Source organism: Acidobacteriota bacterium (assembly GCA_016196035.1).
Taxonomy (GTDB): Bacteria; Acidobacteriota; Blastocatellia; order RBC074; family RBC074; genus JACPYM01.
In genome coordinates, this window is sequence record JACPYM010000101.1 from 15182 (window position 1) to 39890 (window position 24709).

The following is a 24709-nucleotide window of genomic DNA, read 5'->3' on the forward strand; positions in this document are numbered from 1 at the left end:
TGAGCAAGTCAAAAAGCGGTTGGCGCCAGGCCGGGTTGCCACGCGGCGGCGAGCACGGCGCGGCGCACGGCTGCTTAGGCCGGTTTGATCAGGTTGATGAAGCTTTCCATAGATTTCACCTTCTTGACGGTTTCGCTATAGACCTTGGAACTGGTTAGCGCGGTAGCGGTTTGGCTGGCGAGCAAATCGAAGAGTTCTTTGTCGAGATCACTCAACCCGCCTTTGTGTTTTTCAATTTCGTAAATGGTGATCAAGCCGATCACGCCGCGCCCTTCAATCTTGAGGGGGACGGCGGCCAGCGGGTCGCCGCTGACGGTGTTGTCAATAAAGAGCGAAACGCCTTCATTCAGGGCTTCGCTGGCCATGCCTTCCGTATGAATCAGCACGCCGTCAGGAAAGCGGCCCTCGATGCCCTCGCCCCCGATCAGCGACAGGCTGCCGGTCTTTTCGTTGTGCAGGAAAATGGCGAACACCGGCGCCGCGACCAGATTCCACAGAATTTCGGAAGCCGTCTTGACCACTTCGGAAAAATCCAGCGTGGAATGCAGTTGGTTGGAGGCGATGTACACGTTGGAGAGCGCCGTGTTGTATTGCTCGATGTCCTCGTAACGGCGGCGGAACTTTTGGGAGCGCTTTTCGAGTTCGCCGATTTGTGTGTTGAGTAAATTCAACTCAGCCTTTAACTGTTCGTTCTCGATGCCGATGCGGCTGCTTTCGAAGCGCTGCTCGGTTTCCAGCCTTTGCCGTTCGAGCAAGAGGTTTTGCACGCGTAGTTGTTCGTTGTCACGCATCAACTCGACGGCCAATTCGCGCGTGCGGCGGAAGAGTTCGCGCAAATCGGCCTGGGCGTGGGCGTTGCCTTCACTGGTGCCGTTGATAAGTTCTTCGGAACGGGCGAAGAGTTTGTTGATTTCCAGTGCGGGTATTGCAGCACTCATGTTGTCCTCTTTTTTTGAAACAGCGTCATTGATTGATCGCGCCATTGAACAAGCTTGACGCTTCTTTGACACTTGCAACGGCAGTAGAGCCGTGTCGGGACTGACGCAAGCAGCAAGGCGCAATGGCACTAATGGAATTCGTGGCGATGGGGTTGCTACAGGGGATTGTTGTAGCTATGAGCAGAGCGGACCAGGGGTTCGCATCACGGCAAAACACCAATGAACAAACTGAACCGGATACTTGGCAGACTGCATACGCGGAAGGTCTCGCTGCCAGGCGTTCAGACACGTTTCACCGAGCTACTGCGCTTTTCGGCATTCCCGCCGCAATACTTAAGGCGGCGGTCTTATAAATCTCCGGGCGTTTGCGCGCGCTGCCGGTACACATAGGCCAGCAACTCCGCCACGACCCGGAAATACTCCGGGGGAATCACGCTATGCACGTCCACCTCGTGATAGAGGGCGCGCGCGAGCGGTGGGTTTTCGATGACCGGCACGTCGTGCGTCTTAGCGATTTCGCGAATGCGCAGCGCCATCCAATCCGCGCCCTTGGCCACCACCAGCGGGGCCATGCTCTTGGCGCGGTCATAACGCAAGGCCACGGCAAAGTGCGTCGGGTTGGTAATGACCACATCGGCGCGCGGCACTTCTTGCATCAACTGCCGCATGGCCAGGGCGCGCGCGGCGCGGCGGCGTTGCCCTTTGATCAGCGGGTCGCCTTCCTGTTGCTTGTACTCGTCCTTGATTTCCTGCTTGCTCATGCGCAGCGACTGTTCGTGCTTGTACCAGCCGTAACCGTAATCGAGCGCCGCCAACACCAAGAGGATGCCACCGGCCCGCCAACCCAATTGACTGATCAAGGCACCTGTGGCTTTGAGGGTTTCGGGCGCGCGGATGCCCACCAACGCGGCGGCTTGCGCTAGGGCGCGCGTGAACAAGCCGTAACAGGCCAGCCCAATCCCGGCCAGCACCAGACACTGTTTGGCCAACTCGACCAGCCGATCCAAGCCAAACACTTTTTTCCAGTTTTCTGCCGGATTGAACCGTTCGGCGTTTGGCAGCAAGGCTTCGGGCGTCAAGGTGAAACCGCCTTGCGCAAAATTGCTGGCCAGGCTGGTTAATAACAGTGTGGCGACGATGGGTAAGGTCAACAACGCGAAATGACCGGCGGCTGCCAGCATAATTCCGTGCGCGGCACTCAGCGTGAGTGACGTTGGTTGACTGATCTGCTGGGCGATACTGGTAATCAAGCGGCCACTGCGCGTGACAAAATCCGGGCCGGTCGCTTCGAGCATCGCGAGCGCCGCCAAAAAACTGGCCGCCGCCGGTAATTCCGGACGCCGCGCGATTTGCCCTTTGCGCCGCGCATCCTCGCGGCGCTTGGGCGTAGCCTTTTCTGTCTTGTCGCTGGCCATTGCTTAAAAAGTAGTCAGTGGTCAGTAGTCAGTAGTCAGTAGTCAGTAGCAATGATGATGGCTACACCGAATAATTCGCGTGTGAATTCAGGGCGTTTTTATGCTGACTACTGACTACTGACTACGATTCTTCTCATTGCGCTCAAGGCGCTGCGCACTGCGCCGGGCAGGAAGAAAAGCGCTCCGCCCAGCAGCCAGATGCCAGCGATGAATTTGACGGGGAAGCCGAGCAGCATGACTTGCAGTTGCGGCGCGGCGCGGCCCACCAGGGCGAGCGTGAATTCGACCGTGAGCAAGACGACGATGGCGGGCGCCGCCAAGGCTACACCGACCGCCAAAGCGTCCGCCGAAAGACGCAGCAGCAATTCGGCCAGCGCCGGACTCATCACGAAGCCGCCCGGCGCAATGGTGTCAAAGCTTCGCACGGTGGCGGCGAGCACCCAGTGATGACCATCCGCGCCGAGTAACACCATCAGCCCGAACATCTGCGCCATCGTGCCGAGCGCCGTTGATTGCGCGCGCGTCGAGGGATCAATGATGCTGCCCAGCGTCAGGCCCAATTGCAGGCTCAACATCTGGGCCGCCAGATCGAGCGCGCTAAAGACCAGCCGTCCGGCAAACCCAAAGACGCAACCGATGGCCAACTCCAATACGATCACGATGCCCAAGCCGAGCAGGTCGGTGGGCGGTGTGCTCAGGCGCGGCGCGACGGCGGGTGTGAGCGCCAGCGCCAAGGCCAGCGCCAACATGGCCCGGATGCGTGGCGCGGCAGCCTGATTGCCCCAGAACGGCGCGAACGTCACCAATCCGCCGACGCGCGCGAGCACGACGCAAAAGAGCAGGACGGGCCGCAACGGTAAGAGAATCGGATCCATACAAACCTATTCGTGCTGCCGCGGCGCTCAGCGGATGTACGGCGTGAAATCCGCCAGCAAGGTCGTCGTGAAGGTCACCAGCACGCGCAACGCCCAGGGAAACATCAACAGAAAAACCAAAAAGATGGCCGCCACGCGCGGCGCAAATGAGAAGGTTTGATCCTGAATCGAAGTCAACGTCTGCAACAGACTGACGATAACCCCGACGGCGATGGCCGCCGCCAACAACGGCGCGGTCACCCACATCAGGGTTTCCAGCGCGCGTTGCATTAAGGTCATGATGAGGGCGTCGGACATAAAGCAGTGGTCAGTGGTCAGTGGTCAGTGGTCAGTGGTCAGTGGTTGTTCAGCAGTAGACAGCAGGCAGCGGGTTACAAAATAACTGACCACTGACCACTGACCACTGACCACTAAACCACGCTGTTGATCAGTGAGCCAATGATCAGATACCAGCCGTCCACCATCACGAACAGCAGCACTTTGAACGGGGTTGAGATCAGCACCGGCGGCAATTGCATCATGCCCATCGAGAGCACGACCGAAGAGACCGCCAGATCAATCACCAAAAAAGGAATGAAGAGTACGAAGCCAATCTGAAAGGCGGTCTTCAACTCCGAAATCATATACGCCGGGATCAGCGCCAGCGTCGGCACATCTTCGGGAACGTTGGGGCGCGGACTGGCCGCCAGCCGCAAAAACAGCGCCAGATCGCGCTCGCGTGTGTGTTTAAGCATGTACCCGCGCAACGGCACCAGCGCGCGCTCCAAAGCATCCATCTGGGAAATCTGACCGGCGCGCAAGGGCTGGATCGCGTCGAGGTAAATGCGTTTGCCCACCGGCGCCATGACGAACATCGTCAGGAAGAGCGCCAATCCCAGCAGCACTTGGTTGTTGGGCGCTTCCTGCAAACCGAGCGCCTGGCGCAGAAAATGAAAGACGACGATCAAGCGCGTAAAACACGTCATCGAAACCAGAATCGCCGGGATAAAGCTGAGCAGGGTCAGCAGGACGATGATCTGCACCGGCAAGGTGGCTTCGATGTTTTGCGCCAAGTCTAAACGCAGCGCCGGATTGTTTGGTGTTTGCGCAGGCGCGGCGGCAGCCGACGCGGCCAAGCCACCAAGCCAGAGCGGCAGCAGCAGCAAGCGCGACAGCCACCTGGCGGCCAGGATTTTGCAACGAAACATTTGCCAAAGAGCATTGAGTGCAGGCTGCAGCCTGCGCGCGCCAAGACAGGCTGAAGCCCGCACTCCATGCTTTTGTGCCCATTGTTGTATCAACCCGGTGCGAACACTCATTGATCATTGCCTGCCGGTTGCATGCCATCGTGCGCGTCAATATTTGATTGTTGCCTGAGCCGTTCATCCGCCAGCGTCAGCGCGCGCGCAAAATTACGGGGCTCCTCTTCGGCCAGTAAATCCGCCACCGAACGCCTGGGCGGCGTGTAAGACAGCGGTCGTTCAGTGCGCGCCGCCAGCAACGTCAGCGCCTGGGCGGTCGAGCCGATCAACAACAACTGATCGCCAAACCGCACTGCCGCAAGTTGCCGCCGGTCGCCCAGCGGAAGGGTGCCCAAGAGCGTCAGTTCCACCGCCGGGCTGTCCGCGCCACCCAGCGGAGTGCCATTCAAGCGGCGCAAAGCCCAGGCCGTCGCGACGATCAAGCCGACAATCAGCAACAACGCGCCCACCGTGCGCAACAGCAATCCGCCCGCGCTGGGCGCACTTTCCGGCGGAGCTTCGGCGGGTGGCGTCATAAACGGGAGCCGTTCGTAGTTTTCCTGTCCGGGTGCGGCTGGCGCTGGCTGGGCGCTGGCGCAGGGCAGACAACCGCCGCAGAGCAGCACGCTCAGCAGAATGTATCTCAGCCAGCGGCGGTTCACACACATCAGCGTTCCTCGGCGATGATTTCATTGATGCGGACGCCGGTGCGGTCTTCGATCATGATGATCTCGCCGCGCGCGATGCGTTTGCCGCCTGCCATCAGGTCAACGCCTTCGCCCGTCGAGCGCGGCAATTGAATGATGCTGCTTTGTTCCAGCGCCAAAATTTCTTCAGCCGTGATTTTGGTGCGGCCCAATTCGACGGCGAGTTGCACGCTCAGATCCAGGAAGTTGCTCCAGGTTTGAATCTCCGCCCGGTTGGCGGCGCGAATGGCATCTTCATTGGGCTTGCGCATAAAAATTGATGTTAGAGCGGGATGCAATTGCGTTTACGGGAGCGCGTTGTGCCGGGACGGTACCGCGCGCGTGAGCAAGCGGCACGGCAAGTTTATGCCGGGACGGTACCGCGCGCGTGAGCAAGCGGCACGGCAAGTTTATGCCCTTGGCTGAACAGCCAAAGCCTCGCTGGCTGACGCGCGCGGTACCGTCCCTCTACGTAACTTTTCCCCTTGACCGCTGTGAAAACCGAGCTAGAGCTGGACGATAAATTCCGTGATGTAGATAGCCTCGACTTTAGGCTCTTCAGAGGCAGCGCGGGCGGCGCGCAACAGTTCTTTGCGCAATTTGTTTTTGCCCTCGGCCGTCAACACTTCGGCGGAGGATTTGGTCGTAAGCACCGCCAGCATGGCGTTGCGAATGCGCGTGGTGAAAAGCGCATCCGGTTTTTCGGCGCCCGCTTTCTCCTCACCGCCGACACCCAGGCTGACGGTGAGCCGCAAATAACGCGCTTCACCCGCATCGGCCAGATTGACGATGTACGGCTGTAACTCGATGACGTGTTTGACCGCGCTATCATCCGGCAGCGTCAAGGCGGCTGACTTTGGTTTTTTGCCGGGCGCTTCATCCGCGTTGGCCTCTTCATCGGCGGCGGGTTCTTCTTCGTCGCCCTTGGCGGGTTTCTTTTTGCCTTTTTCGGCGGCGGCCTTCGCCTCGACCTTGCTGTGTTGCAGGTAGTAATACGCGCTGCCGCCAGCGCCCGCCAGCACGACCACGGCGATGACGATAATGATAACCATCTTGTTGGACTTGGGCGGAGCCGCCCCGGCCTTTTCTGTCGCCACTGAATCAGACATACAACCTCCGGTGCTCGGCCAGTGCGAGTCGCGTGCCGCACCGGGGGCGCGGCTTATTCGTTCACACGGCCAAGTAATTGAACGAGTTACTGTATTGATGAATTTGTGCTGGGCGTCTGGCGTCAGCAAGCCGATAAGCAGGCATCGGATTTATGACACTTGCCGGGCGGCAGGCGCTGCGGAGATTTAACCCTCCCTTCGTAGCAGCGAATTTATTCGCGGCGCGACAGCGCGAATAAATTCGCTGCTACGAAGGGAGTATGGAATCTTCGCTAACGTGCCTTGCTGCGCCGCACACCCGGCGGAAGCTGGTCGGGTTCACCCACGGGCACCACGCCTTCGTTACGCAGCTTGCTTTCATTTAAGCGTTTGGCAGGCGTATTGACGGGCGTTTCTTGGGGTTCCGGCGCGGCGGGCGCCGATTTTTTTGGGGCCTGCGGTTCGCTCTCAGGCTGGGCGCTGGCATTGTGTTCGGGTGCTTCGGGGTTGCTCTTGCCGCCGAAAAGTTTGGGCACGCTGGACGCGCGCAGGTGCGTGACGGTGATGCTGATGCGCCGATTGCCGGGCGCAAAAGGGTCGCTTGGATAGAGCAATTCGGTGTCGGCGTAACCGACGACGCGGCGAATCTGGTCGGGCTTGACGCAACTGTGCTCTAAATAGCGGCGCGCCGCATTGGCGCGGTCGGCGGACAATTCCCAGTTAGTGTAAGACGACCCGTTCGGAAAAACATGGCGATCAGTGTGTCCGCCGATAAAGATCGGATTGGGTAAATCGCAAATGCTGGTGGCGATTTCAGTCAGAATCTGCCGGGCGCTCTCGGTCAATTCGGCGCTGCCGCTGGTGAAAGAAACCCGTTCGGCTTTATCCAGAATTTGAATGCGCAAGCCATCCTCGGTGACTTCCACTTTGACCTGGTCTTTGACGGAGGAGAATTCAGGGCTTTTCTGAAATTTCTTGCGCAAGAGCACCGCCGCGCTCATCAAGGCATCTTCGTTGTCCTGCGGGTTCGGCTCTTTGCTCATGTTTTTTGAACGGCTGAGGATGCCGCCTTTCATGGTGCTGAAGACGCCGGGCGATTTGAAATAATTGGCGATGGATTCTTTGAGTTTGACGTCGGCCTGCGAGACCAGCCAGAGCACCAGAAAGAGCGCCATCATCGCCGTGACGAAATCGGCATAGGCCACCTTCCAGGCGCCGCCGTGATGGCCGCCGTGCCCTTTGACCTTTTTGACGCGGCGGCGCGGTTTTTTCTCCGGCGTCATGGCGGCTTGTTGACCAGCCTTCATCGCGGTTTGATCTCCTTCAGCTTGGTTTCCATCTCGACATTGCTCGGACGGTCGAAGCTGAAAATCGTTTTGCGCGCAAACTCAGCCGAGGTCAATGGCGCTGCGCCATTGGCAAAGGCCAGCAAGCCGGCTTTCAAACAGGCGTAGTATTTCGCCTCTTCGTGCGCCAGGTTTTCCAGGTTGGTGGCCACCGGCCCGACGACGCCATACGAGAGTAGGATGCCCAGAAAGGTGCCGACCAGGGCCGCGCCGACGTGATGGCCCAATTCTTCGGGCGGGCCGTCCAGATGTTGCATTGTGACGACAATGCCGAGCACGGCGGCGACGATGCCCAGCCCCGGCAAGGCGTCGGCCAGGCGCGTCAGAATGGCGGGCGCGATGGCGCTCTCTTCGTGATGCGTTTCCAGCTCGGCATCCATGAGTAATTCGAGTTCTTCGGGTTGGGCGGCGCCGTTGACCAGCATTTTCATGGCATCACAAAAAAAATCCACCGCATGATGGTTGGCCATAAAGACGGGATATTTCGAGAAGATGCTGGATTTGTGCGGGTCGTTCACGTCGCCTTCCATCGAGAGCAGGCCGCCTTTTTTGGCATTCACAAAGACATCGTATTGCATGCGCAAGGCTTCGAGGAAAGAGTCTTTGTTGTAGGGCGAGCCTTTGAGCGCCGCCGGGATTTTCGCCCCGAGCACCATCAGCAATTTGAGCGGATTGGCCGTCATCACCGCACCTATCGCCGCGCCGCCGATGACGACGAATTCGGACGGCTGCACGAGTACGCCGAGCGGGCCATCCACCATCAAATAGCCGCCCAAGACGCACCCCAAGACCACCACGAGACCAATGATAATAAACATAACTTTGCTTGTTTGGAGAACGCGGCCAAGCAGCGCCTGGCCCGCCGGAAACTTTGCCGTTGAGAGAACGCTAAGCAGAGAGAAGCCGCCCACGACAGCCTCTCCCTGCTTATCGTCAACGAGTCGGGCGGACTTAAGCGGTGTCAGCGTGAGCAGGGTGGGTCAAAGACGCTCGGTCACACCGCAGCGCTGAATCAATCATTGACGAAATTCTGCGCGCGCTCGAGGTTGTACGGCAAATCCCGCAGCACGATGCTTGCGCCTTGTTCGTTGAGTTTGAGGAAGAGCGCCGCCGGATGGGTCAACAGGCGCGCGGGCGTTAAATTGGCTAGCACTTGGGCGCGGCTGGCCGGTGGTTGTTTCAGCGCAAAGGTGGTCAGACCGTCGGCCAGCGCCGCCAGCGCGACATAAGGCCGTTCGGCGGCGGCCTCTAAAAAACAATGATGATGCGCCATCGTCTCGATGACGGCGACGGGCAGCTTCCACTGTTCGCCGACGACGCGCCCGACACGCGGGTGATAATCGCGCACCAGGCTTTCAATAATCGGGCGCGGCAGCGGGCCAGGGTTGAGTTGTGAACGCCGCACCTGCTGAATGAGCGCATAAATAATCGTTTTGCCGAAATCCATCAGCAGGCCGCACAGGAAGCCATGCCCGGCATTCAGCCCGATGCAACCGGCCAGCGTTTGGCCGACAAAGGCGGCGGCGGCGGAATGAATGCTCAAGGCGCGCTGTTCGGGGGCAAAAATATCCTGGCCGAGCCGCTGGCGTTGCAACGACGCGGCGAGCACCAGGTTGACGACCGCCGTTTCGCCCAGCCGCTGAATGGCGTGCGTCAGCGACGAAACCTGAACTTCACCGCCGAAGCTGAACGAGTTGGCGCTGCGCAAGAGCCGCGCGGCGACCGCCTGATCGGTATAGATCAAAGTGCCCAGTTCGCGCAGCGAGTAATCTTTTTTGCGCGTCAGTTCCAGCACGCGCACGGCCAATTGCGGCATCACCGGCACACAGAAATCTTCGCGCAATAACCGGTCAACCAGCGCCAGGCGCAAGGCGTCGGCCAGGCCGAAGGTCTCGGTGTAGTCTTCGGTTTCAGCCCAATCATCAGTTTGTGCGGGCGGAGTTTTGGCCGGCTGTTGTTGCTGTTGTTGCTGTTGTTGCTGTGCGCAAGCCGCCACCAACAAACGCTCAGGCGAGATTTGCAGGTTGATAAACAACGCCTGGGGCGGCAATGGGCCGCCGCAAAACGCGTAGTGGCCCGAACGCCAGTTGAGTGCTTCACAGAGCACAGCGGTAATTTTTTCGGCGCTGGCCAAAAAGGTCTCGGCGACCGAGGCGGCGGCAATCTCGCCGCGCACAAAGTAAAGCTGTAAGGGGTTGTCTGCGCCTTGCCGCATGGTCAGGCCGCCGGTGCGGCGCGTCAGGGCGATCCATTGAATCAAATCGCCGAGCGGCAAGGTATGCGTTTCACCTTGGATCATACCCGTCTCACCTTCTGGTTTGCTAAACGTCAACTCGGTCAAGCGCGCGATGGTGCGCGTCTCAAGGTTGGGGAGCAGGTGTGGCGAGGGGCGTAATTAATCAATCAATCTATGAATATGTCGCGGTGTGAAGGGCGCAGTACCGCGCTTAGGCGGGCAGCTCGATCCGGCTGCCAACCGGGCGGTACTTGCGCCAATCATCCAATCGCTATGGGCCTAGATCGATTCAATTGCGTAAAGGGTAAAGCGCGGAGCGCCGGAGCAGTACCGCGACAGTGATGGAGCGGCCTTGGTGACTCCGACATTGTTCCGTTAGGTCTGTGGCGTCAGGCTCCGCTCCATCACTATCGCGGTACCGTACCGCTGCGCGGTGCTTACCATACACGCAAATGAAAACCGATCTAAATAATCTGAATCACGTCTTGCAGGGTTTGGTTGATCGTCGTGATCACGCGTGAATTCGCCTGGAAACCACGTTGGGCGACGATCAAATCGGTAAACTCATTGGCGATGTCTACGTTGCTCTGTTCCAGCACGCCGCCGATGATTTCGCCGCGTCCGCCCGTGCCCGCCGCGCCAATCGAAGGCGCGCCCGACGCCACCGTTTGGCCATACAGGTTGTCGCCCAAACGGCTCAGGCCTTCCTGCGAATTGAACGTCGCAATCGCGACTTGCCCGACCGTGCGCGTCTGGCCGTTGCTGTAAACCGCGATCAACACGCCGTCGCCTTTGGGGCTAAACGAAAGCCCCGCCAGCGTGCCCGACGCAAAGCCGTTCTGTTCGGTCGCGGCCACCGCCGAGGTGGCGTTGTAATTGGTCAACAGACTTTGCCCCTTCGTGCCGTCCTCGTTGAGTTGATAGAGCGCGATGTCGAGGCTGGGCAGCGTGGCGCCCGCGAGTTTGGTTTGATCGGGCACGATGGCCAGCGTATTCGGCGCCGTCAATTGCCCATTGGAATCGAAGGTCAGGTTGCCGGTCGCCGCCGCCGCGCCGCCGTCAATGCTGACTTGTGCGGCGTTGCCATCCAGCGTGGCCTTGACGGTATAAGCGCCGTCGCCGGTTTTGGTGTAAATCAAATCCATCGTGTGCGCCACGCCCAGCGAGTCATACACCTCGACGGGCGCGTGGAATTCGGCATTCACCGCATCGGTCGAACTGAGATTCATGTGGAACGAAGCTTTGCTGGTGACAACCGGGCTGGCGAATTGGCCGAGCGGCACTTGCAGCGAATTCAACGGCGCGCCCGGCGGAATCGCGCCGTTATTAGCCTGATAGCCTTGCACCAGATCGCCGGTCGAATTCACCAGATGGCCGTCGCGGTCGAGCGTCAAGTCGCCCGCGCGCGTGTAAGCGGTGTCGCCGTTTTTCGAGGACACCACAAAATAGCCGTTGCCGCGAATGCCGGCATTGAGCGTCGAGCCGGATTCATCTAGCGAACCCTGGGTGAAATTGGTGGTCGTGCCTGCCGATTGCACGCCGCCGCCGATTTGCACGGCGAGGCCCGCGCCATTCAGCTTGGCATTGAGCGAATCGTGAAAGACGTCGGCGAAGTTGAGCGATTTGGCCTTATACGCCGTGGTGTTGGCGTTGGCGATGTTATTGCCCGTGACGCCGAGCGCCTCCGAGTTGGCCCGCAGGCCCGACAACGCGGTCGAAAAGGTAAGAGCCATGTTTATTCCTCCGGGAAAGTCCGTGACGACAGCCATGCGCAACAAGGGCCACCATGCGCAACACGGGACTGCGAGCAACGGGAGATCAATTGATTAGATCGGTTTGCACTTCGGTGTACGGGAAAAGCGCGGCGTGGGGCAGTACCGCGCGCGTCAGCAAGCCGAGACGGCGCGTTTGTGTTGCTGGGCCAAACTTGACGCGCCGCTTGCTGACGCGCGCGGTACTGTCCCGGTGCAACCGTCTCGTATTTGCAATTGCAACCCGCGCTAAGCGGCGGGCAGGGAGATGTCGCCCAGCGCCGCTTGCGCTTTTTGCGTTGATGTCTGTGGTTTTTGCAGATTCAGCAATTGATTGATGCGGTCATTGATGCTGGTGAGTTGCTCCAGCGAATTGAATTGCGCGAGTTGCGCGACGAACTCCGCTCCTTGCTGCGGTTCGAGCGGGTCCTGATGTTTCAATTGCGCGATGAGCAAGGTCAAAAAGGTGTTCGCGTCCACGCCTTTGTGCGACTTGTTCGCCGTCGTGTCGCTGCTGGCGGCAGCCTTGCCGGTCGTGGTCAACGCGGTCAGGTCTTGCGGATTGATCGTCATAATGTTTTCTCTGCGCACGCGCGGCGGCGTGCTGCCTAAAACCCGCCGTGAATGGCTGCACATGGGGCAGGCGTCAAGCCTGTCCGCCGGACGTTGTGCAACAGCTCTAAGCGAGCAAATTGATGAGCCTGTCGGCGGCGCTGGTTGCGCCACCGTTTGGTACCGGCTCGAAGTCAAAAGATTCAGCCTCAGGAATGCGGGCTGGAGGCGTGGGAGCGTGTTGTGAGTCTTGCCCGCCGGCGTGCCAGCCTTGTCCCGGTTGGTCGGGGCTGGTGTTGATGTCCAACTGCCCGACCTGCAAGCCGGCCTGTTCCAGCGTGGCGCGCAACTGGGCCAGTTCGCTGCGTAACACCTGCGTCGTCTGTTCGCGCTCGACCGTCAGCCGGGCGCTGAAACGGCCTGCCGTATCGCAGCGCAACTCGATTTCCACTTGCCCCAATTCGCGGGGCCGCAGTTTGAGCCGGATGGTGCGCGGCTCATTGGGCGCGAGTTCGGCGCTGGCATTAATCAAAGGTTCGGCCAGTTGCCTAGCCACGTGGCCGTCATTGACGTCACGCATGTCCACCTGCTGTGCAACTGCGGTGCCACGCTCGGACGCCGACGGCGCAAGAGCGCCGGTGACGTTGCGCGGCGGTTCCTCGGTGTTTTCCCGGATGGTTTCGCGCGCGGCCTCTGGCGCGGCAGTCACAGACGAATTCAAACCAGCGTGCCGCAACGCTGGCGCAAGCTCAGAGGAAAATGCCGCCGTTGTCGTCACGGGTTGCGCCGCCTGTTCCGGCGATGGCTGGGATAGTGTGTGGCGTTCAACGGCCCGCGCATGCTCAAGCGCCACGCGTGGGAGCGCCAAATCGCCCGTCGCGCCCGGCAGCGGAGTTGTGCCTGTCAAACCCGGCGGCGGGGCGGCCACGCGTTCCAAGGGCTGTGTTGGCGCGGGTTCCGTGCTGGCTTCCGGCGGCGGCAAGACGGGCGCACCCACATCTGAAGCGCTGTTTCGCCCGCTTGAGTTTTCAGGTTGCAACATTTCGAGGTTGGGGATAGGCAGCGGCGGACTCACGCCGCGCAACGGAAATTCAGCCGCGCTCGCGTTAGGTGGCGCGGGCCGGGAGGCCGGTTCCGTAACGCGCTTGAGCGCCGCCGTCCAACGCGCCGCGCTGGCGTTTTGCGCGGCTGGTTGCGCTGTTATCCGCAGGGCTGGCGCGGGCGCGGCAACGATGTTGGTCGTCCAGACACTGGCGGAGGCGGGCGGCGAAAAATAAACGGGCACGCTGGTGTTGGCAGGCTGCATTGCCACTGCCGGAGCGGCACTGGGCGCCGCTGCCGCCAGCATTGGTGTCAATGTCCCGACACCTGCGGGGTTAAAGGGCGACACTGGCGGGTCAGGAATTTGGCGCTCGCCCAGCCATTCGTCCGTTGCCGCGGGCGCGCTGCTGGCGGATTCGGTCGCCACCGGCGTGCTGAAAACGTGCGTGGCAACCGCGCGTGCAGTCACTGCCGGCGTGCCTGTTTCAAGCGCGGCCAAATCCGCCAGCAAGGACTGTGGCTGTAAGCGTTCGCGCGGCGTGGCTGGTTGATTCATGGCTGGTTGATTCATGGCTGGTTGATTGAAGACCGGCCCTGCGCTTTCGGCAGAAGCAGGCGCACTTATTAGCGGGGGCGCTGCGGTGAAGGCCGTGTCAGGCGCGCCGGGTGACTGCGAAAGTGCCGCAGCAAAGTGCCGTTCAATGGCGGAGAACGTTGTGCGCAACAGCTCCACGCCGAACCTGGGCGGCCTGGACGCGACCTCGCACTGCGCCAATGGGTTGATCCCTTGCGCGCTTTGTGCAGGGTCAATCAGCGGCTCGGGCAATAGCTCAGATGTGGGTTGAATCGGCGGTTGGTCTGCGTCTGTTTCCGCGCTGCTGGCTGGTTCTGTATCAGGCGAGTCCGGAGAATTGATCACTGGCAGCGCGGCTGGCGCTGCCACGACGGGCTGCAACGTGGGCCGCTGAGCCGCCGCCACCGGATTGGACAACTCGTGCTCGAAGGCGCGCTGCGTTTGCGGCGCCGCAGTCGTAGGCAATTGCAACACTAACTGGAAGGTGCGTTGTCCGGGGCTGCTCGCCCGCGCGCTCAGCGTGGTCGTGAACGGCAGGCGCTGGACGCGTTCGCCTTCTTCTTTCACCACGCGCCAGGCTGGCGTTGGTTCAGCCGCCACGTCGTTCGGCGTGGTGGCGGCGAACGTCTGTGGCGCGACTGTCGGAATGGTTGTTTCTTGGGGAGCAGGCACGTCTGGCAGTTGATCCTCAACAGCCACTGCGATCTGAGCCGCTGCGGCAATTACTGAAGCGGCTGGCGGTGCAACAGGCACAGGCGTTTCTGTCATTCCCGACGCGGGCGGCGCAAGGGGCACGCGCGGCGCGACGGCTAACTCTGGCAGCGACTCTAACCCCGTGGGCGCGGCTTGTTCAGTGACCGCCGCGAAAGCGTTGTTGATCACCGCGACCTGTGACGCAGCAGTTGTGAGCATTGCCGTGGGTGTCGCCAAGTTGGCTGCTGTGGGTGGCGTTTCCACAAGCAAAGCTTCCGGTTGCGGCTTGGCCAGCACCGCATACGGCAGTGTGTTGGGCGGCACAACCGAGGCTTCATCGTTCAGCACCGTGTTCAGCACCGTGCGCGCGGCTTGGCTCGCTGTGAGTGGCGTCTTCAGGGTTTCTGTCGTTGCAACGCTGCTGGCATCGTTTGTCTGCTCAGGCATCTGTTCAGGCGTCTGCTCAGAGCGAATCAGCGGGCGCTCTGATTGCGCTGTCGTTTCGTGCACGGGTTCTGCAACTGGTTGCCGATCACGCGCGGCTGATGGGAGTGAAGCGTTGATCAGTTTGGCGACGCGCACAGCCGGTATCGCCGGGTTTGGCGAGATGGCAGCTTGGTCAAGCGGCGTCGCGCGTTGAGCGGGTTGGCCAAAGGTGAAGACTGGCTGGCCCGGCAAACCGGCAGCAGCGAAACCGGGGTAAGGCGCAGGGTTGTCTGGCGGCGCAACTTCAGGCTGCCGGGACGTGGCCGAAACGTTAGGCGCGTTTGTCTCAACCGCTGGCTCAACCACCACGGCGAGTTGTTCAGACGCAGCGTGGACGGTGGCGAAAGAGACAGACTGGTCGGGCGGCGCGGCTGGCGGTTCTTCGTGAGGAGCCGTGGGCGCAGGCAGTTTTTCGCTCAGGAAAACGACGTTGGCGTTTGCACGCGGCGTCTGTCTGCCGACATTCGCGCCATTCGTAGAGGCCGAAGCGGGCGGCTGCGCCGGGGCAGTCGCGAGCTTGTCAAAAGCTTCCGGTGGTCTGACTGCCGCCTTGCCGGCGTTGGGCTGAGCGGCTTGATGCATTGGCTTTGGCGCGTCGTTTGGCGCGTCGGTGGCGGTTGCAAGCCGGGCGGGGCCGCCGGATGTCAGCGGCTTCAACAAGACTGCTTCAGACTCGCGGGACGGCAGTGGCGACTCAGCGTTGCGCTCGAAGGCGGGCGCTTGAGCCTGCTCAGTGGGGCTGGCGTTGTGTGCGGCTTCGATTGGTTGCGGGGCGGGCGCGTCACCCGTTTCTGCAAGCTGGCCAATGCCGGGCGCGACTTCGGCATTGTTGCCGGAGTTCTTGATTGACGGCTGTTCGACGTTTGACGTGACAACCATCTGAGGCAGCGGAAGACTGATTGGCAGCAGCGCGGCAGTGCTGGGCGCGTCGTCTACCTTTTGATCAGCCGCGCTGAGCGCGTCGTCGGCCAGTTGCGTAGGCTGCGGTTCGGCAGCTTCAGTGCGTGGCGCTGGCGTGGGTATTTTGCCTGGCGGTACGTCAAAGCTGCTGAGCGTGGGCAGGCTGGCTTGCGAATCTATTGTTGACCGCGTTTGTGGCGGCTGAGCAAGCGTGACTTTTTCGGCAAGCAGGCGGTCATGTTGCTTGGGCAGCGTGTTGAGCGGTTCGGCAGGCGCCTGCGCCGCAGTGTGGTTGGGTTCGGCGGCTGGCGTGTCCTGCGTTTCAGCGAAACCACCGTCCGGTTGCGGCATTGGTTGGATGGTTTCCGGTATTGCCTTACTGCGCAGGTGCGCTTCAACCGGCAAGGGTGGCGTATGCAGCGGCGTTGCTGGCGGTAGCGTTTGAACGAGCGCCACGGTGGTTTGGGCGTTGTTCAGGTTGGTTGCCGCCAGTGCTGGCGGCTCAGCAGGTGCGCTGTCAGGCATCCCGGTTGCGGGTTCGTTGCTGGCTATGAGTGTCGCGGTCTCAACGCGTTGCGCGTCCGGCTGCCAGTTGGGCGAACGAGCAAGGGCGGCCCCCGTGGTTTCGCGCGGCAGGTTGCGGTCTAGTTGCCATTGCTTGCGCACCGGGGGCGCTGTCAACGGCGCAGCATGTTGTTGGGCTTGGGGTGCGGCGTGCAGTAGCAAGCCCGCAGGTTCAACTGATTTGTCCGCTGGCGGGCCAGATGGCGTTGTTACGAACGGCGGCGTTGCGAGCGGTGGCGCGTCGTGCCTGGCGGCTGTTTCGCGCTCGACCGCTGCTGGCGCGGTGTGATCGGAAGGGGCGGCGGGCGGCAATGTTGCAGCCGCTGCCAGTGGTGTTGCCGGTGGTGTTGCCGATTGTGCTTCCTGTAATGCTGTTGCTTGTAACGCAGGCTCAATTTCCGGGCTTGCGGCCGTGGCGACCGGCTCCGGCGTGGCGGGTTCGTTTGTTGCTGCTTCAGCGCGTTCGTTATGGCTGGTCTTCCGGCCTTCTGCCGGCCAGCTTGCCGTGCCCTCGCTCATCTGTTCGAGCAGCAACGCGGCAAAGTTGTTGGCGCTGCCGTCGGGCGGCGCTGTTTTATCAGCGAGCGGCTTATCGGCGAATAGGGCAGGCGTGAGAGCGGATGAAAAAACCAGCTTAGACATTTTCTTCCTCCAGGCCGCGCCGCACGATGTTGGCGGCCATTTCGTCCAGAAAATTTTGTTCGGCTGACGCGACTTCGGCCTCGTGGCGTTCTTTTTGGCGTTGTTTGAGCTGGCTGGTGATTTCGGCTTCCCGCGCGGCCTCAATCGCGCTGGTGCGCACGGTTTCGCGCTGTTGTTCCAGTTCCGTCAAACGTTCGCGCAACGCGCGTTCGCGTTGCGCCAGAAAATCCAAGTAGCCCAGTTGCAACGCCAATTCGTCGGCGTAAACCTGCCCGGTCGCGCGGGCCATTTTGCTTTCCGCCGTTGCGCGCTGGCGTTGCAATTCTTCCAACGCCGCCTCAGCGGCGCTGACGGCGGCACTGGCTTGCAGCAAGGCGCGCTCGGCTTCGTCGCGCCGTTGCGCGCGCAAGTTGTGCACCGTTTGCAATCTGAACCTGAAGCGTTTCATCGCGCGCCCTCAAGACTGAACTCACGCGTGAGGCGTTCGACGACGGCTGGGAATTCGACCGGTTCTTGCCGATCCTGGCGCAGAAAGCTGTTGATGCGGTCGTATTGCGCAATGGCCTCGTCAATACGCGGGTTGGTGCCTTTTTGATAAGCCCCGATATTGATCAGGTCTTCGGCGGCGGCATAGGTGGCCAGCATCTCGCGCACGCGCGCGGCGGCGGCGGCTTGCGGCTTGGTCGCGACAGAATTGAACAGGCGCGAGGCGCTGTGCAGCACATCAATGCAAGGGTAATGATTGCGCGCGGCCAAGGTGCGCGACAGGATGATGTGACCATCGAGAATGCCGCGCACGGCATCGGCGATGGGTTCGTTCATATCGTCGCCTTCGACCAGCACGGTGTAAAAGGCTGTGATCGAACCGCCGGTGCCAAAATTGCCCGCGCGTTCGAGCAGGCGCGGCAGCAGCGCGAACACCGAGGGCGTATAGCCTTTGGACGAAGGCGGTTCGCCGGCCACCAAACTGATCTCGCGTTGGGCCATCGCAAAGCGTGTCAGCGAATCCATAATCAACAGCACTTGGGCGCCCGCATCCTTGAAGTATTCCGCCACCGCCGTCGCCACCAAGGCCGCGCGAATGCGCACCAGCGGCGAATCGTCAGAGGTCGAGATGACCAGCACGGAGCGTGCCAAACCTTCGGGGCCGAGTTCGTGCTCGACGAATTCGCGCACTTCGCGCCCGCGTTCGCCAATCATCGCGATGACGTTGACGTCGGCGGTCGCATGTTTGGCCATCATGCCCAATAGCGTGGATTTGCCGACGCCCGAACCGCCGAAGATGCCGATGCGTTGCCCGGTGCCGACCGTCAGCAAACCGTCAATCGCGCGCACGCCCGTGCCCAGGGCTTGCGTGATGTTGGCGCGCGCCAGCGGATTGGTGGAACGCCGATGCAACGGATAAAAACCCGCATGTTCGACCGCGCCCAATTCATCGAGCGGTTCACCCAGCGCATTGATGATGCGGCCCAGCATTTTCGGCCCGACGGGCGCTTCGGCGACTTTGCCCGTCGCCACGACCGTATCGCCCGCGCGCACGGCGGGCATCGGGCCGAGCGGCATCAACAGCACGGTCGAATCGCGGAAGCCGATCACTTCGAGCACTGTATTCAGTTCGCCCGTGCGCCCTGCCAAATAGCACAATTCGCCCACCGAAACCGACGGGCCTTGCGATTCGATCACCAACCCGACCGCGCGTTTGATCGTGCCGCTCAGCCGCACCGGATCGAGATTCGCCAAGCGTTGAAAGTAGGAGGAGAAAGGGGCGGTAATGCGGAGCGGGCCGGTGTTTTCCATAGTTAGAAAAAAAGGTACTGATGTTGAGAGCGCGGGTGTTCTTGATCTTGCGCGCGAGTTCCGCGTGCGAACTGCAAGCCCTGAAAGGGCGACATTCAATAGCCGGGGGCAACGCCCCCGGAGCGTGTGAAGAAGGCTCCCCGGCCCTGACAGAGCCGCATTTGAAGTCGGATGCGACCCTGACAGGGTCGAGGAATCACGCGCGCCTTTCCGTGGGCACTGCCCAGGGCTATTAAATTTCGCCCTTTCAGGGCGCGGCCAAGCCAGGGTCAAACACTCAAAAACTCTTGTTCAATTTCGGCGAACTGTTGCTCAATGCGGGCGTCAATTTCGCCGAGTTCACTTTGCACGATGCAACCGCCCAGACCGACCGTGCGGTCTTCGACGATTTCGACGGCGCCCTCGCTGTTGAGGCGTTCGCGGTGCGACCAAACGTAGGCATAGTCGTCGGGATGCAAGCGCACGGTCGCGTTGGCGCGGCTGTGCAGGCGGCCCAAGGCGACGCGCGCCAGGGTCAGCACGATTTCGTGATCAACGCGCACCTCGCGTTGCACGACCTTCTTGGCGATTTCCAGCGCGAGCCGCACCAGGTCTTGTTCCGCCCGGGCGGCCATCTGTTCGCGCAAGCCCGCCAATTCGTCCAGCGTGGCGGTCAGTTGCTGGCGCAGATCGGCCACGGCGAGTTGCAGTTCCTCTTGCGCTTGCGCATGGGCGACGGCCTGGGCTTCGGCGAGACCGCGCGCGCGCGCGTCGGCTTCGAGTTCGGCGACGCGCGCCTGGGCGTTGGCGAGTTGGCGTTCGGCTTCGGCGCGCGCGGTGCGCACGATGCCGTCAGCTTTGGCCGAAGCCGCCGCCAGCAATTCCTTCACTTGCACGGTGGACTCGGGGCCTTTTCCCGGTTCCTTGCCGGTGGCTTTTGCGGGCGCTGTTTCTGGCGCTTCGGTGGTGGCGGGCGTGCCGGGCGCTTGGCGTGACGGCGGCGGAACGCTGGGTGTGGGCGCGAATTGCACCGGGCGATTGGTCTTGGCCACGCTGGGCGGGCTGAAGGGGTTGATGGTGGGGGTTTCGCCCGCCTTGATCAGCTTAACTGACATAAGCGTCCTCTCCGCCAGCCGCGAGGCTGATGATGCCTTGTTCGTCCAGCTCGCGCAGGATGTCAATGATTTCGCGTTGCGCGTTGTTGACATCCTTGGCGCGCACTTGGCCCATGAAATCGAGCTCTTCCTTCATCATTTCGACGGCGCGCGTGGACATGTTGCCGAAGAAACGATTTTGCAATTCCGGCATGGTGCCTTTTAGCGCCAGCGTCAGCACCTTCTTGTCGGTGCGTTGCAGAATTTCGCGGATGCCCACGTCGTCCAGCAGCAACAGATCGTCGAAGGTCAGCATGCGATTGCGGATTTCGAGCGCGAGTTCGGGCTGCGCGCCTTCGATTTCTTCGAGCAGCTTGCGCGAGACGTCGCGACTCAGCCGGTTGCAAAGTTCGGCCACCGAACGCAGGCCGCCCACCGATTGGCGGTTCATATCGCCGATGCTCTTCAGCTTTTGATCGAGCACGACCGAGACGCGCCGGATCACGTCCGCCGAAATGGTTTGCAGGCTGGCCATGCGCAACACGACATCGGCGCGCACCGCTTCGGGCATATAGGACACGGTGTCGGCGGCGGTCGAAGCGTCCAGATGCGCCAGCACCAGCGCCACCGTTTGTGGGTGTTCGTTTTGGAAGAGTTTGGAGAGTTGCTGCGGATCAACCTTTTGCAAGGCCTCGAAACCGACGGTGGATTCGAGCGAGCGCGTGATTTTGTCGAGCAGGCGTTTGGCGATTTCCGGGCCGAACGATTTGACCAGCAAACGCTTGGCGTAATCTATGCCGCCATTCACGACGAAGGTGCGCGCCAACATCAGTTGATAGAACTCTTCGATGACGTCGTCGGCCATTTCGGAGGTGACGCGCGCCAACGAAGCGAGTTCTTTGGTGATGCTTTGCACCTCCTCTTCATCGAGGTGTTTGAAGATGGCGCTGGCCACATCGTCGCCGATGGCCATGCACAGAATGGCAGCCTTGCGCGCGCCGCTCAGATTTCCCAGGATGTGAGAAGGGCCGCTCCGCTCGAGCGCGCCGAAGATGCCATCATGGGCAGAGTTGTTTGCTGAATACGCTTCCGGCATTGCGATAGACCTCTTTTGATGTTACGTGACGAATCTATAGCTTTGAGGTTTGACGATTTTGCAGCGCCGGAGGCGCTGCAAAATCGTCAGACGGCAAGCCTCCCTTTCGAGTGCGTAACATCAGTTATGGTTTTTTCTCTTCCAGCCAGCCCCGCACCGTGCGCGCCAACATTTCAGGATCGCGCGCGCCCATTTCGATCAATTGATTCTTGATCGCTTGCGTGCGCTTCAATTCGGGCACGTTTGAATCGAGTTCGCGCGCAATCTCGGCTTCCAGCTCGGCCACGGTGCGCGGCGTGGTGACGGTGATCGCTTCTTGGACGGATGTTTGATTGGCCGTCATGTGATCTTCCCCTGCGGCGGGCAGCGCGGGTGGTTCGCCCGTGCCTTCGGCCAGCGCTTTCGTTTCGGCAGCAGTAATGGCTTCGGCCACGGTCAAGGCCGCCTCTTCCGAAGAGGGCGGCAACAGTTTCTGTTCGGGTGGCGGCAGCAACGCCTTTTGAATGGCCTGTTGCGCCGGGCGCAACACCAGGAAGCCCAGCAGCAAGGCGACGAGCAACAGCGAACTGTATTTGACGACGTTGGGCAGCAAGAAGCTGTAGCGCTCCATAAACGTGGGATTGACGGGCGCGGGTTGATCGAACGAGATGTTTTTGACGGCGATTTGATCGCCGCGTTCGGTGTTGATGCCGACAGCGGCGGCCACCAGTTCTTGCAGCTTTTTCAACTCTTCCTCGGGGCGCGGCGCGGGCTTGCCATTGACGAGGGGATTGTCCACCACGACCGAAACCGAGAGCCGTTGCAAACGTCCGCCGCCATCCACGGTGCGCGTGACGGTCTTGTCAATTTCGTAATTGGTATTGGCGGCACTGCGCTGATCGCCTGACAGCGGCGCGGGCGCGGGCGTAGCTTGCAGTGTCGGCGCCGTTGCGGTTGCTACTGCCGGCGTCGGTGTCGGAGTTGCTGCCGTTACTGTCGCCGGTGTTGTTGTCGGATCATTGGCCCTGACACCGACGATGCCGCCGTTGGTCGCTAACTTGCTATTGCGCGTTTCCTGCGAGGTTTGTTGGTTACGAATGACCGCCGATTTCGGATCGTATTTTTCGGCGGTTTGTTCGACCTGGCTGAAATCCAGGTCGGCGCTGACTTCGGCGCGCACGCGGCCCTGGCCGATGACGGGTTCCAGCAAGGCAATGACCCGCGCGGCAGTATTGGCTTCGAGGCGTTGGCGCGCTTCCAGATGGGAATTGAATTCGTCGGCGTTATCGGCCCACCCCGCTTTGTCGCGTTTGGGCGCGGCCAGCACGCGGCCTTGTGAATCCATCACCGAAACATCGCTCGCTTCCAGCCCTTCGATGGCGCTGGCGACCAGGTGCGTGATGGCCAGGGCGCGTTCGCGCGCAAGTTCGCGGCTGCGGCGCACGCGCAGGACGACCGAGGCTTTGGCCTTTTCCGCCTTTTCCGTAAAGATGGATTCGCGCGCGGGCGTGATATGCACGCGCGCCGATTCGAGTTCATCCATACCTTCGAGCGTGCGCGCCAACTCGCCTTCGAGCGCGCGCTGATAATTGACGCGCTGGGCGAAATCAGTCGCCCCGAAACTGTTCTTGTCGAAGATGTCGAAGCCGACGTGTCCGCCCGACAGCGCGCCATCCGCCGCCATTTGCACGCGCAATTCCGGCACGCGCTCTTGCGGGACGCTGATGGCTGTGCCGCCGTTGGAAAGTTTGTAGGGCACATTGGCCGTCTTCAGCTTTTCGAGAATCGCCTGCGCGTCATTGGTTTTCAGCTCCGAAAACAAGAGGCCGTATTCCGACTCGGTCCCGAAATAAATCAGCGCGCCCAGCAGACCCAGCGTCGCCACCGCCGCCAGCCCAAGCGTCGCGCGTTGCACCAGGGTAAGGCGCTGCCAAACTTCTTTGAGTTGCGTTAACGGGTTGGCCATCAATACTGAAAGCTGCGTTACACCTGCATACGCATGATTTCTTCGTAAGCGCCGATCACTTTGTTGCGCACTTGCAGCGCCAGTTGAAAGCTCAGGTCTTCGGCTTGCAGCGTCACCATCGTGCGGTGCAAATCGGGTGATTCACCGGCCACGGCGCGCGCCATTTCTTCTTCGACCGTGTGCTGGCCGCGATCCAGCCGCTCGACCGCGCCGCGCACAAACGAGCCAAACGAACCGTCGCCCGTGCCCAAGGCGCCGCCCGTCGCTTGTCCGGCTGTGCCAGTCGCCGTCGAAGTGACAGATGTGATGGCTGCGCTAATCCCTTCGATCATCCGTTGTCTCCGAGTCTGAGGCTGGCGCGGGAAAGTTCTTTGGCGGTGTTGAAGGCGGTCGCATTGGCCTCGAACGAACGCGCCGCCGACATGATGTTGACGGTTTCTTCCAACGGGTCTACGGCGGGCAGCGCCACCATCCCACTGGCATCGGCGTCAGGATGATTCGGCTGATAACGTTTGACGATTTCGCTGGCATCGGCCAGCCGCGTGCTCGCTTGCACCCCGCGCGGCTGCGCCTCCAATTCCTCATCCGCAAAGGTGTCGAGGTTGCGCGCAAAGACGGTGTCGAAGATTGCGCCGGGTTGTTCCACCGGCACCGCTTCAAAGATGGTGTCGCGGCGGCGATACGGCCCCCCCGCCGGCGTGCGCGTCGTATTGGCATTGGCCAGGTTGGCGGCGGCGGCTTCCAAACGCTCGCGCTGCGCGGTCATGCCCTGGGTGGCGATTTTGTAGACATTGAAGAGCGACATAGTTGGATACCAGAGAAACTGACAAATGCTGAAGCCAATCAACGCAGGATGAGGATGACGCGGTGAAGGAAGAAGGCAGGTCCGAGAAAATTTGTTTCGTCACACTGCTGCTTCATCCCTCGTCTCGCCATCCTCATCCTGGCTTGCTTAGAAAACGATTTCACCGGCCTTCCTTGATCGCCGCGCGCAAGGTGCGGAAACGCATCTGTAAGAGTTGTGTGCCGGTCATGAATTTGCCGCCGGTTTCGGCGAGCGTCGCCATCTCGCGTTCGGTGTCAACGGTATTCCCGTCAATGCCGGGGACGTTTTCGGTTTGCTCGACGACGCGCAACGCCTCCGTATTGGTGACGCCTGCTGCTGCGTGGCGTGGCGCGATGGCGTCGCGCACGGCATTCCGCAAGTACTCGTCGAATTCCAGCCGTTTTGCCTTGTACTCAGGGGTATCCGCATTGGCCAAGTTGCTGGCAACGATCTCGGCGCGACGGCTTTGAACGTCCAGAAAATCGGTAAGTAAATTTGTAATGCGATCCAGTTCCGCCAAACCCATAACACCAGCACCTTCGGGGCAATCGCCTAACGGCTGTGCAACCCCCGTGCCCAAGCATAGGTTTGATGGAAAGGGCAGTTGAAAAGAATTCTGCCCGCGCTGGTTGCGATTGAGAAAAGCTGTGAAACCCGGTTGCCGGGCGCTGTTTGTCGGCTCGTTGTGTTGCTGCGTCTCGCGCTGGTTCGGTTGCGTGGAGGTGTTTGGTGCACAGGCGATTGTCGGCATCACGGCAATCCGGCTTCAGAGTGTCACGATTTTGACGCCAGGGTAGCGCAACCTGCCGAGCATTCATTTCTACACAAGTCTACTGGCTCCGAGAAAAGCCCTGAAAGGGCGTAATTCAATAGCCGTGGGCAACGCCCACGGAACGGTTCGGGAAGAATTTTCGGCCCTGCCGGGGCCGCATTCGACGTCGAGTCCGGCCCCTTCAGGGCCGTAG

Annotated in this window: 22 protein-coding genes; all 22 read right to left on the reverse strand. The window is 60.9% G+C overall.

Annotation, left to right across the window (positions count from 1 at the left end):
• Window positions 1–74: 74 nt before the first annotated feature.
• On the reverse strand, window positions 75–938 hold the full coding sequence (locus HY011_28975) for a GAF domain-containing protein (protein ID MBI3426981.1): 864 nt from the start codon (window positions 936–938) through the stop codon (window positions 75–77).
• A gap of 347 nt (window positions 939–1285) precedes the next feature.
• On the reverse strand, window positions 1286–2353 hold the full coding sequence (gene flhB / locus HY011_28980) for a flagellar biosynthesis protein FlhB (protein MBI3426982.1): 1068 nt from the start codon (window positions 2351–2353) through the stop codon (window positions 1286–1288).
• A 107-nt stretch (window positions 2354–2460) separates the two neighbouring features.
• A complete protein-coding gene (locus HY011_28985; GenBank protein ID MBI3426983.1) occupies window positions 2461–3228 on the reverse strand; it encodes a flagellar biosynthetic protein FliR in 768 nt (255 codons plus the stop codon).
• Window positions 3229–3255: 27 nt separating this feature from the next.
• Window positions 3256–3525, reverse strand: coding sequence for a flagellar biosynthetic protein FliQ (locus tag HY011_28990; GenBank protein ID MBI3426984.1), 270 nt, complete (start codon window positions 3523–3525; stop codon window positions 3256–3258).
• Window positions 3526–3638: 113 nt separating this feature from the next.
• Entirely contained in the window at window positions 3639–4415 is a 777-nt protein-coding gene (gene fliP, locus HY011_28995) for a flagellar type III secretion system pore protein FliP (protein ID MBI3426985.1), read from the reverse strand.
• 107 nt (window positions 4416–4522) lie between these two features.
• Window positions 4523–5116, reverse strand: a complete 594-nt coding sequence (locus HY011_29000; protein ID MBI3426986.1) for a flagellar biosynthetic protein FliO — start codon at window positions 5114–5116, stop codon at window positions 4523–4525.
• Window positions 5116–5406, reverse strand: coding sequence for a FliM/FliN family flagellar motor switch protein (locus tag HY011_29005; GenBank protein MBI3426987.1), 291 nt, complete (start codon window positions 5404–5406; stop codon window positions 5116–5118). The genes HY011_29000 and HY011_29005 overlap by 1 nt, the downstream gene beginning before the upstream one ends.
• Window positions 5407–5640: 234 nt before the next feature.
• Window positions 5641–6243, reverse strand: coding sequence for a flagellar basal body-associated FliL family protein (locus HY011_29010; protein MBI3426988.1), 603 nt, complete (start codon window positions 6241–6243; stop codon window positions 5641–5643).
• A 272-nt stretch (window positions 6244–6515) separates the two neighbouring features.
• Window positions 6516–7529, reverse strand: coding sequence for an OmpA family protein (locus tag HY011_29015; GenBank protein MBI3426989.1), 1014 nt, complete (start codon window positions 7527–7529; stop codon window positions 6516–6518).
• Entirely contained in the window at window positions 7526–8386 is an 861-nt protein-coding gene (motA, locus tag HY011_29020) for a flagellar motor stator protein MotA (GenBank protein MBI3426990.1), read from the reverse strand. The genes HY011_29015 and motA overlap by 4 nt, the downstream gene beginning before the upstream one ends.
• 194 nt (window positions 8387–8580) lie before the next feature.
• Entirely contained in the window at window positions 8581–9867 is a 1287-nt protein-coding gene (locus HY011_29025; GenBank protein MBI3426991.1) for an HDOD domain-containing protein, read from the reverse strand.
• A 401-nt stretch (window positions 9868–10268) separates the two neighbouring features.
• Window positions 10269–11537 (reverse strand): flagellar hook protein FlgE, encoded by a 1269-nt coding sequence (locus HY011_29030; GenBank protein MBI3426992.1) that lies wholly within the window; start codon window positions 11535–11537, stop codon window positions 10269–10271.
• Window positions 11538–11804: 267 nt separating this feature from the next.
• Window positions 11805–12128, reverse strand: coding sequence for a hypothetical protein (locus HY011_29035; protein MBI3426993.1), 324 nt, complete (start codon window positions 12126–12128; stop codon window positions 11805–11807).
• A 106-nt stretch (window positions 12129–12234) separates the two neighbouring features.
• Window positions 12235–17007 carry a flagellar hook-length control protein FliK gene (locus HY011_29040; GenBank protein ID MBI3426994.1) on the reverse strand — a complete coding sequence of 1591 codons (4773 nt, stop codon included), beginning with the start codon at window positions 17005–17007 and terminating at the stop codon, window positions 12235–12237.
• Window positions 17000–17455, reverse strand: coding sequence for a flagellar export protein FliJ (gene fliJ / locus HY011_29045; protein MBI3426995.1), 456 nt, complete (start codon window positions 17453–17455; stop codon window positions 17000–17002). Before fliJ ends, HY011_29040 begins: the two co-directional genes overlap by 8 nt.
• Window positions 17452–18804, reverse strand: coding sequence for a FliI/YscN family ATPase (locus HY011_29050; protein ID MBI3426996.1), 1353 nt, complete (start codon window positions 18802–18804; stop codon window positions 17452–17454). Before HY011_29050 ends, fliJ begins: the two co-directional genes overlap by 4 nt.
• Window positions 18805–19073: 269 nt before the next feature.
• Window positions 19074–19898, reverse strand: a complete 825-nt coding sequence (locus HY011_29055; GenBank protein MBI3426997.1) for a hypothetical protein — start codon at window positions 19896–19898, stop codon at window positions 19074–19076.
• The gene (fliG, locus tag HY011_29060) at window positions 19888–20892 is read right to left on the reverse strand and encodes a flagellar motor switch protein FliG (protein MBI3426998.1); all 1005 of its coding nucleotides are present in this window, start codon (window positions 20890–20892) and stop codon (window positions 19888–19890) included. Before fliG ends, HY011_29055 begins: the two co-directional genes overlap by 11 nt.
• Before the next feature lie 205 nt (window positions 20893–21097).
• The gene (gene fliF, locus HY011_29065; GenBank protein MBI3426999.1) at window positions 21098–22918 is read right to left on the reverse strand and encodes a flagellar M-ring protein FliF; all 1821 of its coding nucleotides are present in this window, start codon (window positions 22916–22918) and stop codon (window positions 21098–21100) included.
• 17 nt (window positions 22919–22935) lie between these two features.
• Window positions 22936–23250: a flagellar hook-basal body complex protein FliE gene (gene fliE / locus HY011_29070; protein ID MBI3427000.1), complete on the reverse strand. Its 315-nt coding sequence runs from the start codon at window positions 23248–23250 to the stop codon at window positions 22936–22938.
• Window positions 23247–23723 carry a flagellar basal body rod protein FlgC gene (flgC, locus tag HY011_29075; protein MBI3427001.1) on the reverse strand — a complete coding sequence of 159 codons (477 nt, stop codon included), beginning with the start codon at window positions 23721–23723 and terminating at the stop codon, window positions 23247–23249. Before flgC ends, fliE begins: the two co-directional genes overlap by 4 nt.
• Before the next feature lie 160 nt (window positions 23724–23883).
• Window positions 23884–24270, reverse strand: coding sequence for a flagellar basal body rod protein FlgB (flgB, locus tag HY011_29080; protein MBI3427002.1), 387 nt, complete (start codon window positions 24268–24270; stop codon window positions 23884–23886).
• Window positions 24271–24709 lie beyond the last annotated feature (439 nt).

What these genes read in the sequence shown, in the direction of transcription:
- HY011_28975 (MBI3426981.1), bottom strand. Translation starts at nt 938, where the DNA reads ATGAGTGCTGCAATACCCGCACTGGAAATCAACAAACTCTTCGCCCGT.
- flhB (MBI3426982.1), bottom strand. Translation starts at nt 2,353, where the DNA reads ATGGCCAGCGACAAGACAGAAAAGGCTACGCCCAAGCGCCGCGAGGAT.
- HY011_28985 (MBI3426983.1), bottom strand. Translation starts at nt 3,228, where the DNA reads ATGGATCCGATTCTCTTACCGTTGCGGCCCGTCCTGCTCTTTTGCGTC.
- HY011_28990 (MBI3426984.1), bottom strand. Translation starts at nt 3,525, where the DNA reads ATGTCCGACGCCCTCATCATGACCTTAATGCAACGCGCGCTGGAAACC.
- fliP (MBI3426985.1), bottom strand. Translation starts at nt 4,415, where the DNA reads ATGTTTCGTTGCAAAATCCTGGCCGCCAGGTGGCTGTCGCGCTTGCTG.
- HY011_29000 (MBI3426986.1), bottom strand. Translation starts at nt 5,116, where the DNA reads ATGTGTGTGAACCGCCGCTGGCTGAGATACATTCTGCTGAGCGTGCTG.
- HY011_29005 (MBI3426987.1), bottom strand. Translation starts at nt 5,406, where the DNA reads ATGCGCAAGCCCAATGAAGATGCCATTCGCGCCGCCAACCGGGCGGAG.
- HY011_29010 (MBI3426988.1), bottom strand. Translation starts at nt 6,243, where the DNA reads ATGTCTGATTCAGTGGCGACAGAAAAGGCCGGGGCGGCTCCGCCCAAG.
- HY011_29015 (MBI3426989.1), bottom strand. Translation starts at nt 7,529, where the DNA reads ATGAAGGCTGGTCAACAAGCCGCCATGACGCCGGAGAAAAAACCGCGC.
- motA (MBI3426990.1), bottom strand. Translation starts at nt 8,386, where the DNA reads ATGTTTATTATCATTGGTCTCGTGGTGGTCTTGGGGTGCGTCTTGGGC.
- HY011_29025 (MBI3426991.1), bottom strand. Translation starts at nt 9,867, where the DNA reads ATGATCCAAGGTGAAACGCATACCTTGCCGCTCGGCGATTTGATTCAA.
- HY011_29030 (MBI3426992.1), bottom strand. Translation starts at nt 11,537, where the DNA reads ATGGCTCTTACCTTTTCGACCGCGTTGTCGGGCCTGCGGGCCAACTCG.
- HY011_29035 (MBI3426993.1), bottom strand. Translation starts at nt 12,128, where the DNA reads ATGACGATCAATCCGCAAGACCTGACCGCGTTGACCACGACCGGCAAG.
- HY011_29040 (MBI3426994.1), bottom strand. Translation starts at nt 17,007, where the DNA reads ATGTCTAAGCTGGTTTTTTCATCCGCTCTCACGCCTGCCCTATTCGCC.
- fliJ (MBI3426995.1), bottom strand. Translation starts at nt 17,455, where the DNA reads ATGAAACGCTTCAGGTTCAGATTGCAAACGGTGCACAACTTGCGCGCG.
- HY011_29050 (MBI3426996.1), bottom strand. Translation starts at nt 18,804, where the DNA reads ATGGAAAACACCGGCCCGCTCCGCATTACCGCCCCTTTCTCCTCCTAC.
- HY011_29055 (MBI3426997.1), bottom strand. Translation starts at nt 19,898, where the DNA reads ATGTCAGTTAAGCTGATCAAGGCGGGCGAAACCCCCACCATCAACCCC.
- fliF (MBI3426999.1), bottom strand. Translation starts at nt 22,918, where the DNA reads ATGGCCAACCCGTTAACGCAACTCAAAGAAGTTTGGCAGCGCCTTACC.
- fliE (MBI3427000.1), bottom strand. Translation starts at nt 23,250, where the DNA reads ATGATCGAAGGGATTAGCGCAGCCATCACATCTGTCACTTCGACGGCG.
- flgC (MBI3427001.1), bottom strand. Translation starts at nt 23,723, where the DNA reads ATGTCGCTCTTCAATGTCTACAAAATCGCCACCCAGGGCATGACCGCG.
- flgB (MBI3427002.1), bottom strand. Translation starts at nt 24,270, where the DNA reads ATGGGTTTGGCGGAACTGGATCGCATTACAAATTTACTTACCGATTTT.